The organism is Micromonospora sp. NPDC049497 (assembly GCF_044465805.1).
Taxonomy (GTDB): domain Bacteria; phylum Actinomycetota; class Actinomycetes; order Mycobacteriales; family Micromonosporaceae; genus Micromonospora.
Genome location: NZ_JBITMC010000022.1, coordinates 50,357 through 65,902, shown reverse-complemented (window position 1 = coordinate 65,902; position 15,546 = coordinate 50,357). Strand labels below are relative to the sequence as shown.

The 15,546-nt window shown below is 72.3% G+C and carries 19 protein-coding genes; 12 read left to right on the top strand and 7 right to left on the bottom strand.

All coding sequences use genetic code 11. From position 1 onward, the window contains the following. The first annotated feature begins 180 nt into the window (after window positions 1–180). A complete protein-coding gene (locus ACIBR0_RS24790) occupies window positions 181–1,197 on the top strand; it encodes an ATP-binding cassette domain-containing protein (protein WP_396719497.1) in 1,017 nt (338 codons plus the stop codon). Beyond that, window positions 1,194–2,048, top strand: a complete 855-nt coding sequence (locus ACIBR0_RS24785; protein WP_396719495.1) for an ABC transporter permease — start codon at window positions 1,194–1,196, stop codon at window positions 2,046–2,048. Before ACIBR0_RS24790 ends, ACIBR0_RS24785 begins: the two co-directional genes overlap by 4 nt. Before the next feature lie 40 nt (window positions 2,049–2,088). Here ACIBR0_RS24785 and ACIBR0_RS24780 read toward each other — a convergent pair whose 3' ends face one another. Both ACIBR0_RS24780 and ACIBR0_RS24775 read right to left on the bottom strand, forming a co-directional pair. Next, window positions 2,089–5,283, bottom strand: a complete 3,195-nt coding sequence (locus ACIBR0_RS24780; RefSeq protein ID WP_396719494.1) for an ATP-binding protein — start codon at window positions 5,281–5,283, stop codon at window positions 2,089–2,091. A gap of 117 nt (window positions 5,284–5,400) precedes the next feature. Continuing rightward, complete coding sequence (locus tag ACIBR0_RS24775; RefSeq protein ID WP_396719492.1) at window positions 5,401–5,733, bottom strand: VOC family protein; 333 nt, start codon at window positions 5,731–5,733, stop codon at window positions 5,401–5,403. A gap of 76 nt (window positions 5,734–5,809) precedes the next feature. On the opposite strand from ACIBR0_RS24775, the gene ACIBR0_RS24770 reads away from it, so the two are divergent. The 4 genes from ACIBR0_RS24770 to ACIBR0_RS24755 are packed head-to-tail and all read left to right on the top strand — an operon-like array spanning window position 5,810 to window position 7,733. Beyond that, a complete protein-coding gene (locus ACIBR0_RS24770) occupies window positions 5,810–6,670 on the top strand; it encodes a sigma-70 family RNA polymerase sigma factor (protein WP_396719490.1) in 861 nt (286 codons plus the stop codon). 6 nt (window positions 6,671–6,676) lie between these two features. Further along, window positions 6,677–7,111, top strand: coding sequence for a helix-turn-helix domain-containing protein (locus ACIBR0_RS24765; RefSeq protein ID WP_396719488.1), 435 nt, complete (start codon window positions 6,677–6,679; stop codon window positions 7,109–7,111). Next, window positions 7,104–7,472 carry a DUF4180 domain-containing protein gene (locus ACIBR0_RS24760; RefSeq protein WP_396719486.1) on the top strand — a complete coding sequence of 123 codons (369 nt, stop codon included), beginning with the start codon at window positions 7,104–7,106 and terminating at the stop codon, window positions 7,470–7,472. The genes ACIBR0_RS24765 and ACIBR0_RS24760 overlap by 8 nt, the downstream gene beginning before the upstream one ends. A 42-nt stretch (window positions 7,473–7,514) precedes the next feature. Then, on the top strand, window positions 7,515–7,733 hold the full coding sequence (locus tag ACIBR0_RS24755) for a hypothetical protein (protein WP_396719484.1): 219 nt from the start codon (window positions 7,515–7,517) through the stop codon (window positions 7,731–7,733). A 105-nt stretch (window positions 7,734–7,838) separates the two neighbouring features. On the opposite strand, the gene ACIBR0_RS24750 is transcribed toward ACIBR0_RS24755, so the two are convergent. Beyond that, the gene (locus ACIBR0_RS24750) at window positions 7,839–8,558 is read right to left on the bottom strand and encodes a hypothetical protein (protein ID WP_396719483.1); all 720 of its coding nucleotides are present in this window, start codon (window positions 8,556–8,558) and stop codon (window positions 7,839–7,841) included. A 177-nt stretch (window positions 8,559–8,735) separates the two neighbouring features. Between ACIBR0_RS24750 and ACIBR0_RS24745 the strand changes: the two genes are divergently transcribed. After that, complete coding sequence (locus ACIBR0_RS24745) at window positions 8,736–9,641, top strand: fibronectin type III domain-containing protein (protein ID WP_396719481.1); 906 nt, start codon at window positions 8,736–8,738, stop codon at window positions 9,639–9,641. 5 nt (window positions 9,642–9,646) lie between these two features. Here ACIBR0_RS24745 and ACIBR0_RS24740 read toward each other — a convergent pair whose 3' ends face one another. From ACIBR0_RS24740 to ACIBR0_RS24725, 4 genes are read right to left on the bottom strand one after another with little or no spacing between them, the layout of a single operon-like run. Then, window positions 9,647–9,913, bottom strand: coding sequence for a DivIVA domain-containing protein (locus ACIBR0_RS24740; RefSeq protein WP_396719479.1), 267 nt, complete (start codon window positions 9,911–9,913; stop codon window positions 9,647–9,649). Continuing rightward, window positions 9,913–10,980, bottom strand: a complete 1,068-nt coding sequence (locus tag ACIBR0_RS24735) for an FAD-binding oxidoreductase (RefSeq protein ID WP_396719477.1) — start codon at window positions 10,978–10,980, stop codon at window positions 9,913–9,915. The genes ACIBR0_RS24740 and ACIBR0_RS24735 overlap by 1 nt, the downstream gene beginning before the upstream one ends. Further along, a complete protein-coding gene (locus ACIBR0_RS24730; RefSeq protein ID WP_396719475.1) occupies window positions 10,977–11,270 on the bottom strand; it encodes a hypothetical protein in 294 nt (97 codons plus the stop codon). Before ACIBR0_RS24730 ends, ACIBR0_RS24735 begins: the two co-directional genes overlap by 4 nt. Then, window positions 11,267–11,494, bottom strand: a complete 228-nt coding sequence (locus ACIBR0_RS24725; protein ID WP_396719473.1) for a hypothetical protein — start codon at window positions 11,492–11,494, stop codon at window positions 11,267–11,269. The genes ACIBR0_RS24730 and ACIBR0_RS24725 overlap by 4 nt, the downstream gene beginning before the upstream one ends. Window positions 11,495–11,785: 291 nt before the next feature. Between ACIBR0_RS24725 and ACIBR0_RS24720 the strand changes: the two genes are divergently transcribed. The 5 genes from ACIBR0_RS24720 to queD all read left to right on the top strand — a co-directional run bounded on the left by ACIBR0_RS24720 (window position 11,786) and on the right by queD (window position 15,470). Continuing rightward, entirely contained in the window at window positions 11,786–13,033 is a 1,248-nt protein-coding gene (locus ACIBR0_RS24720; RefSeq protein ID WP_396719471.1) for a helix-turn-helix transcriptional regulator, read from the top strand. An 11-nt stretch (window positions 13,034–13,044) separates the two neighbouring features. After that, window positions 13,045–13,524 carry a flavoprotein gene (locus tag ACIBR0_RS24715; RefSeq protein ID WP_396719469.1) on the top strand — a complete coding sequence of 160 codons (480 nt, stop codon included), beginning with the start codon at window positions 13,045–13,047 and terminating at the stop codon, window positions 13,522–13,524. 241 nt (window positions 13,525–13,765) lie between these two features. Further along, the gene (gene queC / locus ACIBR0_RS24710; protein WP_396719467.1) at window positions 13,766–14,467 is read left to right on the top strand and encodes a 7-cyano-7-deazaguanine synthase QueC; all 702 of its coding nucleotides are present in this window, start codon (window positions 13,766–13,768) and stop codon (window positions 14,465–14,467) included. Then, window positions 14,464–15,111, top strand: coding sequence for a 7-carboxy-7-deazaguanine synthase (queE, locus tag ACIBR0_RS24705; protein ID WP_396719465.1), 648 nt, complete (start codon window positions 14,464–14,466; stop codon window positions 15,109–15,111). The genes queC and queE overlap by 4 nt, the downstream gene beginning before the upstream one ends. Next, window positions 15,111–15,470 (top strand): 6-carboxytetrahydropterin synthase QueD, encoded by a 360-nt coding sequence (gene queD / locus ACIBR0_RS24700; RefSeq protein WP_396719463.1) that lies wholly within the window; start codon window positions 15,111–15,113, stop codon window positions 15,468–15,470. The genes queE and queD overlap by 1 nt, the downstream gene beginning before the upstream one ends. Window positions 15,471–15,546 lie beyond the last annotated feature (76 nt).

Below are 15,546 nucleotides of genomic sequence, written 5' to 3'. Positions count from 1 at the left end.
CCCTTCGTCGCCGTCGCCGCGAATTCAAACAGCCACCTCCGACACCGCGCGGCGGATTTCCGGCCGCCGACCGGCCCGCGGGGTCCGCCAGATCCGATCTGGCGGGGCGTCTGGCGCCGACCGGGTGTGGGGCGACCGGCCCCGCACGTCCTGCGGGACAACGGAACAGGGGCGGAGATCATGAGCAGACGCACCACCGGCCTCGCCGTCGAGGCGGAGGGCCTGACCCGGGCGTTCGGGAAGACCCGGGCGCTCGACGGGATCGACCTGCGGGTCCCCGCCGGCACCGTGTACGGGTTGCTCGGGCCGAACGGGGCCGGCAAGACCACCGCCGTCCGGGTGCTGGCGACACTGCTGCGGCCCGACGGGGGCCGGGCGCGGGTCTTCGGGCACGACGTGCTCGACGAGGCCGACGCGGTTCGCGGCCGGGTCAGCCTGACCGGCCAGTACGCCTCCGTCGACGAGGACCTGACCGGCGCGGAGAACCTGGTGCTCCTCGGCCGGCTGCTCGGGCTGCGCAAGCCCGCCGCCCGGCAGCGGGCCGACGCACTCCTCGCGGCGTTCGGCCTGACCGAGGCCGCCGGCCGGCAGGTGAAGAAGTACTCGGGTGGGATGCGCCGCCGCGTCGACATCGCCGCGAGCATCCTGAACACCCCGGACCTGCTCTTCCTCGACGAGCCGACCACCGGCCTGGACCCGCGCAGCCGCAACCAGGTGTGGGAAATCGTCCGGGCGGTCGTGGCGCACGGCACGACCGTGCTGCTGACCACGCAGTACCTGGACGAGGCCGACCAGCTCGCCGGGCGCATCGCCGTCGTCGACCACGGCCGGGTGATCGCGGAGGGCACCCCGGGTGAGTTGAAGTCGTCGGTCGGGGCGGGCACTGTCCACCTGCGACTGCGCGACCCGGCCCGGCGCACCGAGGCCGAAGCGGTCCTGAGGGCGGCGCTCGGCGTCCCGGTGCAGCTCGAACCGGACCCGGTGGCGCTGACCGCCCGAGTCGGCAGCGACGGCACCGACCTGGAGGCGAGCGAGCAGGCCGCCCGCGCCCTCGGGGAACTGGCCCGCGCCGGCATCGTCGTCGACGACTTCTCCCTCGGCCAGCCCAGCCTGGACGAGGTGTTCCTGGCCCTGACCGACCACCCCGCCACGTCGGACGACTCGGGGCGGGACGCGCAGCTGGAGGCAGCCCGATGAGCGACACGACGACCACGACCGGCCGCGCGCCCTCGGTCTACGTGCCCTCGACGGAGGCGCTGTCGACCGTCCTGGCACCCGGTGCCCGGCCGCCCCGGCCCAGCGCGCTGTCGGCGTCGCTGACCTTCGGGTGGCGGGCCATGCTGAAGATCAAGCACGTGCCGGAGCAGCTGTTCGACGTCACGGCGTTCCCGATCATCATGGTGCTGATGTTCACCTACCTGTTCGGTGGCGCCCTCGCCGACAGCCCGCGTGACTACCTGCAGTTCTTCCTGCCGGGCATCATGGTCAGTAGCGTCGTCATGATCACCATGTACACCGGGGTCGGGCTGAACGCCGACATCGAAAAGGGTGTCTTCGACCGGATCCGTACGCTGCCCGTCTGGCGGCCCGCCGCCCTGGTCGGCATGATCTTCGGCGACGTGCTGCGGTACGTCCTCGCCGCCACCGTCATGCTGGCGGTCGGGCTGGCGCTGGGGTTCCGGCCCGCGGGCGGGCCGCTGGGCGTGGTGGCCGGGATCGGCCTGCTGGTGGTCTTCTCGTTCGCGTTCTCGTGGGTGTGGACGTTCTTCGGGCTGGTGCTGCGCAGTGAGAAGTCCGTGATGGGCGTCAGCATGATGGTGCTCTTCCCGCTGACCTTCCTCAGCAACGTCTTCGTCGACCCGAGAACGATGCCCGGCTGGCTCCAGGCGTTCGTCGAGGCCAACCCGGTCACCCAGCTGGTGTCGGCGGTCCGCGCGGCGATGGCCGGCACGTCGGACCCGACGAGCACCATGTGGATGCTGCTGTGGAGCGTGGGGTTCCTGGTCGTCTTCGGCACCCTGACGATGCGCCGCTACAACCGCCGCTGACCGGCTCCCGGGCGCCGTCCCCGTCGGCGGCGCCCGGGTGTCACAGCCGCCAGGGCACCGGTGTGGCCGGCTGGTACCGGCAGGAGCTGCCGGTGGACACGCTGTCGCGCAGGTGGGCGGCGAGCGCGGGGTGCCGGTCGTCGATGCGACGCAGGGTGTCCCGGATCCGGCCGGTCACCGCCTTGCGGGCCCGCTCGGACTCGTCGCCCAGGCGGCGGGTGCGGCCGGCCAGCCCGGCCGCGGCCCGCAGCTCGTGCAGCAGAGCGGCACGCTCGGCGTCGAGGGCGTCCACCCGCCGCCGGTCGCCCCGCTCGGCGGCCCGGTCGATCTCGTCGTCGAGCCGGTCCAGGTGCCGCCGGTAGCGGGCCTTCGCCTCGTCGTCCAGCACCGGGTCGCCGCCGAGGCGGCGGGCGGCCACCAGTTCCGGCCCGGCGGCCGGGTCGAGCAGCTCCACCGTCGGCACGTCGACGCCCGGACGCCTCAGCAGCAGGCGCAGGTCGTGCAGGCCCTTCGCGTCCGGCAGGTGCACCACCGTGCCGTCCCAGGCGAGTTCCCAGACCGGGCCGTCGCGGCGGAACGCGTACGCCGGTGGGGAGGCCGGCGCGACGGCGGCGGGCGGCGGAGCGTCGCCGGCGGCGGGTGCCGGGCCGGTGTCGCCGAACCGGGCACGCACCTGGGCCATGCCCAGCTCGCGGGCGTCCCGCAGGACCCCGGCGCGGATCACGGAAGCCTGGGCCCGGTCGTCCGGGCCGTCCCGACCGGCCAGCGCCTCGACCAGGCCGGCGCGGGCGAGCACCGACCACGGTCGGGACCCCATCCGGTCGGCGGCGTCGCGGGCGGCGGAGAACCCAACGACCGCCTCGTCCCACCGTCGGCCCGCCGCGTCGACCGCCGCGAGCCAGTGGTCGACCGGGCCGCTCAGGTCGCAGCCGAACAACGCCACCAGCCACTGCCCCCGGTACGGTGCCAGCTCCTCCCGCACCCGGTCGCCACGCCCCGGGTCGCCGGTGGCGGCGGCGACCTGGGCGGCCAGGCGCAGCCACAGCGGCGACACCGGACGCGGGTACGCCACACCGGCCGCCTCGATCTCACCGACCAGCCGGGCGGCCTCGGCGTGGTCGCCCCGTTCCACGGCGGTGATGCCGCGCAGCAGGGCGAGGTACGGGTAGTCGGCCGGGGCCAACCCGTCGAGCAGGGCGTCGACCTCGGCGAACCGGCCCTGGAGCAGCAGCCACGACCACCGCACGTGCTTGCCGAGGAAGCCGTGCTCCCCCTCCGGCCACTCGTCCATGTCGCCCAGCTCGTCGAAGGCCGTGCCGGCCGCGGCGAAGTCACCCCGGAAGGCGGCGACGATGCCGCCGTCGATCGCCCCGACCATCCGGTGCCGGACCGCGTCGCTCTCCCCGGCTCCCCGGACGAAGGCGGTCCACTCCGCCCGGTAGCCCGGGTCGCCGAGTTCGAGGAGCGCGACCCAGCGCAGCGAGGTGGCCCACAGCACGGTCTCCTCGTCGCCCGCCCGGCGGGCCACGTCGCGGATCTCGGCGGTGATGGACGCCCGTTCGCCGGCCGTGCCCATCCCCCAGGTGGTGTCGTGGAGGGTCCACAGGCTGAAGGTGAGCGCCTCGTCGTCGGCGCCCCGCCGGGCGAGCCGCTCGGTGACGGTGACCAGGTCGGTCACCACGGCGGGCAGGGACGGCTCCTCGTCGGAGACGCCGACCAGCCGTCGGTGCGCCTCGCGCAGCATCGCTTCGGCCCGGTCCGACGGCCCGGCCGGCGTCCAGTGGTGGCGGTGGACCGTCAGCGCCACCCGGGCCAGCACCGCCGGATCGTCGAGCGTCAGCGCGAGGGGTTCGGCCTCGGCGAGCAGCGGACCCGCCTCGTCCCGGCGACCGGCGTGGTGCAACAGCCCGGCCAACTCCACCATGATTCGCACTCGCTGGGCCGGATCCACCGCGACCGTGTGCGCCCGGCGCAGGTGCTCCGCCGACTCCTCCAGGGCCATCCGGCGGCCGGCCTCCCGGCCGGCGGCCACCAGCAGGTCGGCGGCGCGCTCCGGCGGGAGATCGGGCACGCCGAGCCAGGCGTGCCGGGCCAGGTCGGCGGGGACCAGGTGCTCGGCGAGCGCCGCCGCGCCGTCCACCGCCCGCACCACCGCCGCGTGCCGGGCCCGGCGGTCGGCCACCGGCAGTTCGTCGTACAGGGTCTCCCGCACCAGGTCGTGCACGAACGCGGAACGGCCGGCGCCCCGGTCGAGCACCAGCCGGGCCGTGACCGCCCGGTCCAGGTCCCGGTCGACCTGCGCCGCGGGCCGCCCGACGCCGGCCGCCAGCAGCCCCCGGTGAAACTCCCGGCCGAGCACCGCCGCGGCGGTGAGCGTGTCGACCACCGATGCCGGAAGCTGCGCCAGCCGCTGCCGGATCACCTCCCGCACGCCGGGAGCGACCTGGTCGACCGACCCGCCGGTACGCCACAGCCGGGCGGCCTGCTCGACGAAGAACGGGTTGCCGCCGGTGCGGCGGTGCATCTCGTCGACCACCTGTGCGTCGGCCTCGCGTCCCGCCGTGCGGACCACCAGCGCGCTCACCTCGTCGCGGGACATCCCGGTGAGGGTCACCGTGGTCGCCTTCGCGGTGAGCGGCACCAGCAGCGGCGCGAGAGGATGGTCGGCCATCTCGACCTCGGCGTCGCGGTAGGCGCCCAGCAGCAGCAGCCGCTCGAACCAGGTGTGCTGGGCGGCGAACCGCAGCAACCGCACCGACGCCGGGTCGGCCCAGTGCAGGTCGTCGAGGACCACCACGACCGGCCGGCGCTGCGAGACCGCGACCAGAGCGGTGGTCACCGCGTCGTACAGGGCGAACGCGTCGCGCGCGGCGTCGTCGTCGGACTCGCCGGCCGGGCCGGTCGCCTCGCCGAGCAGCATCGCCAGGGCCGGTTCGGCGACCTCCCGGGCCACCGCCCAGTCGTCGGCGGAGCGCCGCAGCCCGCGGACGGTCTGCACCCAGGGCCAGTAGCCGGGCGCGTTGTCGGAGTCCCAGCAGGCGGCACCGAGCACCAGCGCGCCGCGCCGGCGGGCCTCCTCGGCCGCCGCCGTCACCAGCGTCGTCTTGCCGATGCCCGGCTCACCGGTGACCAGGACGAGCCCACCGTGGCTGTCCATCACGCGGTCGACCTCGGCACGCAGGAGGGCGGCCGGATGTTCGCGCCCGATGAGGGTCGCGCCGCGCCGCGGGTCCATGGATCCACACGGTAACGGAGAACACCGACAGACTCGGCCGAGCAGAGGCCCGACCAGCCGGGACCGGCGCCCCCGAGCACGCCGGCCCCGCTGGCGCGACCTCCCGGCCGGGTCGCCTCACGCCGGCTGCAGCAGCCCGATCGGGTTGCCGTCGGCGTCCCGCACGGTGGCGACCAGCTTGCCGCCGCCGACGTCGGTGACGTCCTGCACCGACTCGGCGCCGACGTCGAGCAGCAGCTTGCGCATCGTGTGGATGTCGTCGACGTGCCGGTACACGACCGGGCCGGTCATCCCCTTGTCGTGGCCGTGCGGGTCGAGACCGATCTCCTGCCCGTCGACGGTGAAGCCCACGTACCAGGGCTCGTCCATGTGCGGCGCCACGCCGAGCAGCTCCCGGTAGAGCGCCTTGGCGCTGGTCAGGTCGCGGACGGGGATGATGATGGTCTTCATTTCTCGCCTCTCGTCACGCCGGCGCCCGCGCGCCGGTCATCTTCTCTGACAGGGCGCGACGGAGGGACGTGACGGGATGGACGGGACCGATCTGCTGGCCGAGCGGTTCGAGGAGCACCGGGCGCACCTGCGGTCGGTGGCGTACCGGTTGCTCGGCTCGGCCGGCGACGCCGACGACGCCGTCCAGGAGGCGTGGATCCGGGCCAGCCGCGCCGGCACCGACGGGATCGAGAACCTGGGCGGCTGGCTCACCACGATCGTCGCCCGGGTCAGCCTGAACATGCTCCAGTCCCGCAGGGCCCGTCGGGAGGAGCCCTCGGACCTGGTCGTCAGGGCGGGGACGATCGACGGTCCGGAGCAGGAGGTCGAACTGGCCGACTCGGTCGGGGTGGCGCTGCTCGTCGTGCTGGAGACGCTGACCCCCGCCGAACGGCTCGCGTTCGTGCTGCACGATCTCTTCGCCCTCCCGTACGACGAGATCGCGCCCATCGTGAACCGGACGCCGGAGGCCGCGCGGCAGCTGGCCAGCCGCGCGCGCCGCCGGGTCCGTGGGGGTTCGGCCGCGCCCGATCCGGCACGCCAGCGCGAGGTGGTCGCCGCGTTCCTCGCCGCGTCGCGCGGCGGCGACTTCGCGGCGCTGCTCGCGGTGCTGGATCCCGAGGTCGTCCTCCGCGCGGACGCCGCCGCCGTCGCCTCCGGGGCGACCCCGGAGGTACGCGGAGCGCACGCCGTCGCCGAGACGTTCTCCGGTCGGGCGCGGGCGGCCCGCATGGCGCTCGTGGACGGGGCGCCGGGGGCGGTGTGGCTGGTCGGCGGCGAGCCCCGGGTGGTGTTCCGGTTCGCGCTGGAGGGCGACCGGATCGTGGCCGTCGACCTGGTCGCCGACCCGGAGACGATTACCCTTCTGTCCCTAACGTTCCCTGACGAGCTACCATAGGGAGCGATGAGTAATGACATGTACTCCGTCGAGCAGGTGGCGGAGCGGCTGTGCCTGCACGTGCGGACCGTGCGCGGCTACATCCGTTCCGGGCGGCTGCGGGCGGTGCGGATCGGCAAGCAGTACCGGATCGCCCGCGCCGACCTCGACGCGCTGACCGGCACGCCTCGATCGGCCGCCATCTCCTCGGTCGAGGTGTCCAGCGTCGTCCGGATCGAGGGTGTCGACCGAGCCGCGGCCGACCGGCTCGGCACGCTCGTCCTCGCCGGGGCGAACACAAACCACGACCCGGCGGACCCGTTGCGGGTGCAGACCGTGTACGACGAGGAGCGACAGCGCATGACGATCATGATCCTGGGCGGCGCCACCGCCACCGCCGAGCTGCTGCGGCTGCTCGACGGGGTGCTGGACGGCGACAACGGGCTGGTGCGCCGTGGCTGACGACATCCGGGAGCTGGCCGGCGTACAGGTGCTGGTGTGCGACCCGGACGGGCCGCCGATCGTCACCGAACAGGACGCGCTGGACCTGGTCGGCGCGGCGTTCCTCGGCGTCGAGGTGGTGGCCGTGCCGGCGAGCCGCCTGGACCCACGCTTCTTCTCCCTGGGGACCCGGTTCGCCGGTGACGTGATGCAGAAGTTCGTCAACTACCGGCTGCGCCTGGTCGTCGTGGGCGACATCTCCGCGCACCTGGCGGCGTCGTCGGCGCTGCGGGCGCTGGTGCAGGAGTCGAACCGGGGTGGCCATGTCTGGTTCGTACCGGACCTCGACGCCCTCGACGCCCGGCTGGCCGCCCCGGCCTGAGCGGCGACGACTAGCCGCCACCTGGCCGGGTACGCGGGCCCCATGGGTAGCCACAAGCCGAACAAGCATGATCCTGGCGGCGAGTCGGCGCGCGCGAGCCGGCATCCGGGCAGCGGCGCGCGAGGCCGCCAAGGCTCCGAGGTCGAACGCTCGCCGGAGCGCCGGCACCTGCGGGCCGCGACCGGCACGTCGAGCACCGAACGCGATCACGGCCGGGCCAAGGTCGAGGGCAGCGAGCGGGTCCAACGCCAGGGAAGCTGATCGTCGGACATTGCGCCGCGGCGGGTTCGGTGCCGGGGCGCAATGTCCGGTGCGGATCTGAGCCGCGGCGCGGCGTTCGGCGCGGTCCGCTCATTCGGCTGCCGATCATTCGGCTGCCGGTCGGACGCCGGCCGGGCCGGCGTCCGAGGGCGGCCATCGGTCGTGGAACAGCGCCATCTCCACCTCGTCCGGCTCGACTCCCCGGACCTCCGCCTGCGCGGCGGCCCAGCGCAGGTAGGCGAGCCACTCCTCGGAGAGCCAGCCGGACCGCCGCCGCACGCCGGCCTCCGCGGGCAGCCGACCGGCCACGACCCGGTCGAGGATCAGCGGTCGCAGGCCCTCGGCGTCGCGGCGGCTTTTGGCATCGTGCCGGCCTTCTGCGTCGCGCCGGTAAGCGGCGAAGTAGAGCAGCTTCGTGAAGAACGCCGGCCCGAGCCATGGCAGGCGGGACTCCTTCGGATCGCGGAACCGCTGGTACGCCGTACGCAGCGTCTCCTCGTCGGGCGGCGCCGCCGCGATGCCGTGGAGGGCGCGTGTCAGGCGGCTGCCGTCCGGGTCGCCCCTCAGGGAGCGGGCAGCGCGCCACGGGCCGTAGCCGATCGGCCCGTACCCCCACATCAGGACGGCGGCGAGGAGCTGGCGCGGGCTCGCCGCTTCCTCGCGCCAGGCGTCGGCGACCGCGAACACGTTCCGACGCCAGACGGCGCCGGTCTCCGGGAATCCGGTCGGCCAGGCGTCCGGGGGCAACGTCGCCCGCCACCGCTCGGTGTGGACGGTGATCGGGGCGGGTTCGCCGGGCAGGGCGGGACCGTCGTGCAGCGACACGGGTAGACCCCCTCGCGGGTTCTGGACATCCCAGGACCGGTCGGGATGTCAGGTATCCCGGAAGCTATCGACGGCCCGTCTTCGCCGATGCCCTGTGATGGGAAACCGGGGTATCAAGCGAGCAGCGCACACCCTAACGATTGATAAGCATCATTGGATGCCCCTACGCTGCTCACCATGCGTGCCCGCCGCACCACTGTCGCAGTAGTCCTCGCCGCGCTGCTGGGTCAGCTCGCCGTCAGCGCCGCCCACGCGGACGACGCCCCGGCGCTCACCACCCCCGGCACCCCGGTCGTCGCGGTCAATGAACCTCACCGGCTCACCCTGTCCTGGGCCGGCTCCACCTGGGTCAGCGAACCGGCCGGCGAGGAGCCGATCACGTACGAGGTGCGGGCGCAGCTGGGCACCAACGTCTACCGCGGACTCGGCAGCACCACCTCCACCACCATCACGCTCACGAACCTGGCCCCGGGCAGCGAGTACCGCATCGCGATCAGCGCGTACACGATCGGCGGCTACTCCGACCCCTCGCCGGTCACGCTGGTCCGCACCGCGTACGGGCGAGCGAAGGTCAGCTACCTCAACCTCGACTGGTCGCCCACGAACAACCAGATCCAGCACGTCCTCCAGGTGACCAACACCGGCACCGGACCACTCGACCTGGCCAGCGTGCGGGTGCGCTACCACCTGGTGTTCGAGGGTGGCAACACCTCGCTGGTGCTGAACTGCGACTGGGCGGCGCTGGGCTGCGACCGCATCCGGCGCGCCCTGGCGTTCTTCCCACCGCCGGCGCCGCCACCACCGCCGCCGGGCAGCACGCCCACGCCCACCCCGACGCCGACCCGGTACCCGCTGCCGGGCACGCCGGTCCCCGGCTGGGTGGAGCTGACCTTCACCGGCGGGGTGCTCGCTGCTGGCGAGTCGTCCGGGCCGATCTACCTGCGCCACCACCGGCACAGCTGGACCGACATCAACGAGCGTGACGACCCGAGCTGGCGGGAGGCGACCGGTCAGTGGACCGACAACAGCCGGGTCACGCTGGAGGTCGACGGCGTCCGCGAGTTCGGCGACACCTACGCCTGACCGCCTCAGCCGCGGCCTTCCCCGCCCGCGGCGCCGACCCGCTCGCTCTGCCAGGTGCGGAGGGCCTGTTTGACGCGGCAGTTCTCGTCACGGGCGAGGTCGAGCTGGTGGGCCCGGTGCTCCAGTTCGTGGACGAGGCGATCCAGCAGCGCGTGGACGGCGTCCGGTTCGTAGCCGCGACGGCCGAGCCGGGTGCGGGGCAGCTCGACGGCGGCGATCCGGTCGGGGGTCAGCAGCCCGGCGAGGGCGTGCCGGCTGCGGTAGACGGCCATCAGTGACCAGGGATGCCGGGCAGGTGGATGCGGTCGCGGGGGATACCGACGGCGAGCAGCCGCAGTCGGGCACCGGCCAGCATGGCCGGCGGTCCGCAGAGGTGGACGTCCTGGCCGGGGTGGTGGTGGTCGAGGGCGATGGTGAGGGCGTCGCCCTGCTCGGCCGGCTCGGCGCACGGGTCGTGACTGAAGGCGGGCACCACGGTCAGCCAGTCGTGGGCGCGCTGGAGCTTGTCGAGGGTGATCGCGTCGTAGAGCTCGACGAAGGTGCGCGCACCGACGACCAGGGTCACCCGCCGACCGTCGGGTGCAGCGACCTGCTCGACCAGGGCGCGCAGCGGCGCCAGCCCCGTGCCACCGGCCACGAGCAGCAGGTCGCGGCGCGAGAGCGGGTCCAGAGACAGCCCGGTGTCGCGGGGCGGGCCGAGCCAGAGCAGCTCGCCGGGGCGTACTTCGTGGACGAGGCTGTGGGAGACGGTGCCGGCGGGGACGGCGCGGACGTGCAGCTCGACGGTGCCGTCGGGGCGCGGGGCGTTGGCCGGGGAGAGCCAGCGCCAGCGGCCGGGCCGGCGCGGCGTGCACACCGGGACCGCCTGGCCGGGTCGATGCGGCAGGCGCCGCCACGGGCGTACGGTCAGGATGGCGATGGTGTCGCACGGCCGGTCGTGGCCGATGACCTGGGCGGGCCACCAGGCCGGGCCGTCGCCCACGCGGCCGGCGGCGCGGCGCACGGCCTCGGCGGCGCGGCGGCCGGCGCGCTCCCAGACCTCGGTGAGCGACGGCGTCCACAGTGGGCGGGCGTGGCGGGCGACGGCGGCGAGCAGCGCGTCGCCGATCGTGGCGGCGTGCGGCAGCAGGTCGTGTCGGCGGTACGCGCAGCCGAGCACCGTCAGCAGCGCCGCCCGCCCGGCCGGGCCGTCGCCGCCGCTGGTCAGGCGGCCGAGCGCGGCGAAGAGCAGCGGCGCGTCCTGCTCGGGGAGCAGCCCGGGGCGGCGGTCTTCCAGGGTGCACCAGAAGTTGTCGTCTCCGGTGTCGACGGTCGCCTCCCAGGCGTCGGTGAGGTTCACGCGTCCACCTCGCCGGCGAAGGCCCGCCGGGCGCGGGCGATCCGGTCGTCGGGCAGGTCGAGCGCCCAGAGCACCCCGGCCAGGTAGTCGACGATCCGCCGGTGCTGGGCCTCCGACAGGCCCAGGCCGCGCCAGGCATCCTCCGCCGGCTCGCCGCGCAGCGCCGCGGCGAGGCTCGCCGTCAGGTGCGCGGCGAGCCGGTCCAGCTCGACCCCGACGAGGTACGGGGACAGCTCGGCGTCCGCCACGACGAGGCGCAGCCACTGGGTGACGGCTTCCCTTGGGGTCATGCCGCTGCACCCTCGGTGAGCTCGGTTTCGGTGAGGCCGGCGGCTTGGAGGGTGGCGCGGCCCCAGCGGGCGAGGCGGCAGGGGTACGGGACGCGCTCGCTGCGACACAGCTCGCCCTGCGGCCAACTCTCAGGGGCGTGGGTGGTGACCGCGCGCAGAGCGTAGGTCAGGTCCTCGTCGGTGAGGGGGGTGAGGACCGGGAAGTCGTCGAGCAGGGTGGGCATGCCGGCTCCGAGATTTAGGGAGGGGCACCTTGTTGTCGGATCCGGTAGCGGAAGGGCCCCCTGTTGGCAGGTGGATTGGCGCCGGGGCGGGCGGAGACGGAGCCGTGTCGTTCGGGTCGACGCAGTTCCGGAGCCCGGCACCCGCCCCGGGCCATGCGCCCAGCTTCAACAAAAAGCTGACCAGGAACTACAGCGTCCGAGGGGCTTCGGTGACGCAGAAATGAGGCGTCTCCGCACCCGCCTAATCGACGGACTGTTACTAGAGTGGCGGCATGCGGAGGGAGGTCGGCCGTGTCCCTTAAGCGACACCGGCTCTGCCAGCGGCGCAGAGCCCTGGGGTACAGCCAGGAGCGCCTGGCCGAGATTCTCGGCGTGGAGCGGTCAACCGTGGTGCGCTGGGAGAACGCCGAGACGGATCCTCAGCCTTGGCATCGAACCCGTATCGCGTCCGCGTTGGGAGTTACGCTCGAACAACTCGACGGCATGTTCGTCGACGTGTCGATGGCAGCGCATCGAGGGCAGGCCATGCAAGATCAGACTCGTAATCCCGCTTCCGGCGCTGACCGGCGGGACATGCTAAACGACCTCCGAGCGTTACTCACCAGCTACCTGGCCGCCCCCGCTGGGCCACTTCAGTCGCTCGTCGAGGTGCGGCGGAGCGTCGGCCGAGTGCACAACCTCTACCAGCGGGCGAGCTACACATCCGTCGCCCGCTTGCTGCCAGAGGTGCTCAGCCAGGCGACGGACGTGGCCAGCAGGTCCACCGGGATGCATCGCAGCAACGCCTTCCGGCTGCTAGCCGCCGCCTACATCGGGGCGTCAAAGCTGGCGGCCAAGGTGGGCGACGGTGACACCGCCCTGTTGACCGCCGATCGGGCTTCCACCGCAGCGCGACTCGCGGACGACCAGGCGCTCGCAGCCATTGCGGCGTACCAGGCGGCGTGCGGTCTCATGCGGCTACCCGGACGGGCAACCGAAGCCGAGCAGGTCGTGCGGGCCAGTATTGCTCGGCTGACCACTGCTGCCCCTGTGAGCGATCCCGACCTACTCTCCGCTCAGGGGGCATTGCTGCTTCTTGCCGCCGTAATGACAACCGGACAGGACAAACCGAAGGAAACAGGTCAGTTCCTGGCGCAGGCCGAAGGACTGGCAACGAGGCTGGGCTCTGACCGCAACCGGTTGTGGACAGGCTTCGGCCCGACCAACGTCGTCATCCACGCGGTCTCCGCCGCGGTGCGGGCGGGAAACGCGGGCCGAGCGCTGGAGATCGGAGCGCGGCTCGACACCTCTCGGCTGCCCGCGGTGCTGGTTGGCCGAAGGGCACAGGTACACGTCGACCTGGCGGCAGCGGCGATGATGTCGTCTGGCGACATGACCATCTCCGTGTTGCACCTGCTCGAAGCCGAGCGGATAGCCGGGGAGGTGGTCCACGCCAACGTTCAGGCCCGCACGCTCCTGCTCGACCTGCTGACGAAGGAGCGACGAGGGGCGACACCAGGGCTGCGGCCGCTGGCAGAACGGGCCGGGCTGCTCGCGTGACTCAAAGGGGCGTGCTGTACCTGGTCGCCTGCGCCGCTCCTCCCGTGCTGCGCATCACGGAGCTCATTGAGTTGTTGCAGGAAGACGGATGGATCGTCTGCCTCACCGCTACGCCGACCGCTGCCAACTGGATCGACCGGGACGCGATAGGGCGACAGACCGGCCATCCGGTCCGGGTCGAGTGGCGGATGCCCGGCGACCCGGAGCCGCACCCTCCGGGGACCGCCGTTGCCGTCGTACCGGTCACCTTCAACGTCATCAACAAGTGGGCTCAGGGGATCAACGACACCCTCGCGCTCGGCATCCTGAATGAAGCGCTCGGCGCTAACATCCCGGTCTACGCGTTCCCGAACGTTAAGGCGCAGCTTGCCGCGCACCCGAGCTACGACCAGCACCTACGGCTCCTCCGGGAGGCGGGCGTCATCGTGACTCCGCTGCCTCCCGAGCTCAACTGGTGGATGGTCGCAGACAAACTCCGAGTGCCCGTGTGACCCGCTCCGACCTCTCGGCTGCCCTGCTCGCGAACTCCAACCGACTCAGCCAGCCGGCCGGTCGGTTCGCGGCCGATGGCCGCGGAGCCTGTCTAGCCGAGCGCGATGGACACGCCCTGGCCACCTTTCGACAACGCGCAGTACTCGGGTAACGTGACGCAACCTGCGAGCAGTAACTACGCATCACCGGCGGAGCAAGCTACTGCAGTTTCTCGACCAACGACGAAGCGAGGAGCCTCAGATGTCGGCATCCAAGCCCCAAGCGGTAGTACTGCTAAGCGGCGGCCTGGACTCGGCCACAGCCCTTGCTGTGGCCGCCAAAGAGGGGTTCGAGGTTAACGCCCTCAGCTTCCGCTACGGGCAACGGCATACCGTAGAACTCGAAGCCGCCGGACGGGTCGCGAAGGCTCTCGGAGCGACCCGCCACGTGGTCGCGGACATCGATCTAAGGATCTTTGGCGGTTCCGCACTGACCGACGACAACCTCGCTGTGCCTCACCACGGAAGCGCCGAGGAACTCGGCAGCGAGATCCCGATCACCTACGTGCCAGCTCGGAACACCATCTTCCTCTCGTTCGCGCTTGCCTGGGCGGAGACCCTTGGGGCCTCCGATGTCTTCATTGGGGTAAGCGCTCTCGACTACAGCGGCTACCCGGACTGCCGGCCGGAGTACATCGAGGCATACGAACGGATGGCGAACCTCGCCACCAAGGCTGGCGTCGAGGGCAGTCAGCGGTTGAAGGTCCATACTCCCCTCATCGCCCTGACGAAGGCAGACACCATTCGGCTGGGCCTCAGCCTCGGTGTCGATTACTCGCTCACCCACAGCTGCTACGACCCCGTCGACGGCCGGCCGTGTGGCACCTGCGACTCCTGCCTCCTGCGTACCCGCGGCTTCGCTGAACTCGGCATGTCAGACCCCGCCGTCAACAGCGTGTCATGAGATCCGCGTACCGCATCAAAGAGATCTTCTACACGCTGCAGGGCGAAGGTACCCATGCCGGGCGACCCGCGGTCTTCTGCCGGTTCACGAGTTGCAACCTCTGGACTGGCCGCGAGACAGACCGCCACCGAGCCATATGTCAGTTCTGCGACACAGACTTCGTAGGTACTGACGGGCCGGGCGGTGGCCGCTTCAGGTCCGCCCAAGACCTGGCTGCAGCCGTGGCCAAGGCGTGGGCCGGTGCAGCCCACCCGAAGAGCAGGCCGTACGTCGTCTGTACTGGCGGAGAGCCACTACTGCAACTCGATGCTGCTGCCGTCGAGGCACTTCACGAAGAAGGGTTCGAGGTGGCTATCGAGACGAACGGGACGCGGCTCGCGCCCGCCGGCATCGACTGGATCTGCGTCAGTCCGAAGGCCGGCGCCGAACTGGTCCTCACCGAGGGTAACGATCTCAAGCTCGTTTACCCCCAACCCGGCGCGGAGCCTGAACGTTTCGAAGGTCTGGACTTCGCCCACTTTCTCCTTCAGCCCATGGACGGACCGGACCAGGCGGCGAACACGCAGGCCGCCATCAACTACTGCCTTGCCCATCCTCAATGGTCGCTGAGCCTTCAGACACACAAATACATCGGGATCGCCTAATGGAAGTCTTCCGTGAGTTCACCTTCGAAGCCGCGCATCGCTTGCCGCACGTGCCCGAGGGTCACAAGTGCGCTCGCCTCCACGGCCACTCCTACCGCGTTGAACTGCACGTGCGTGGCGAGGTCGGAGCGTCGTCCGGATGGGTGATGGACTTCGGTGACATCAAGGCGGCGTTCCGGCCCCTCCTGGACCAACTGGACCACTACTACCTGAACGAGGTGCCGGGGCTCGAGAACCCGACCAGCGAGGTGCTGGCGCGGTGGATTTGGGTGAGGCTTATCGACCAGCTGCCGCTGTCGGCCATCATGGTCAGGGAAACCTGCACCTCGGGCGCCATCTACCGGGGCGATGCCCCGTGACGGAAGCGGCGAGCGACGATCATCGGTCGGGCGCGTCCGTGGATAGTAGGCCGGCGGAAGCGCCGGCGCGCGTTCA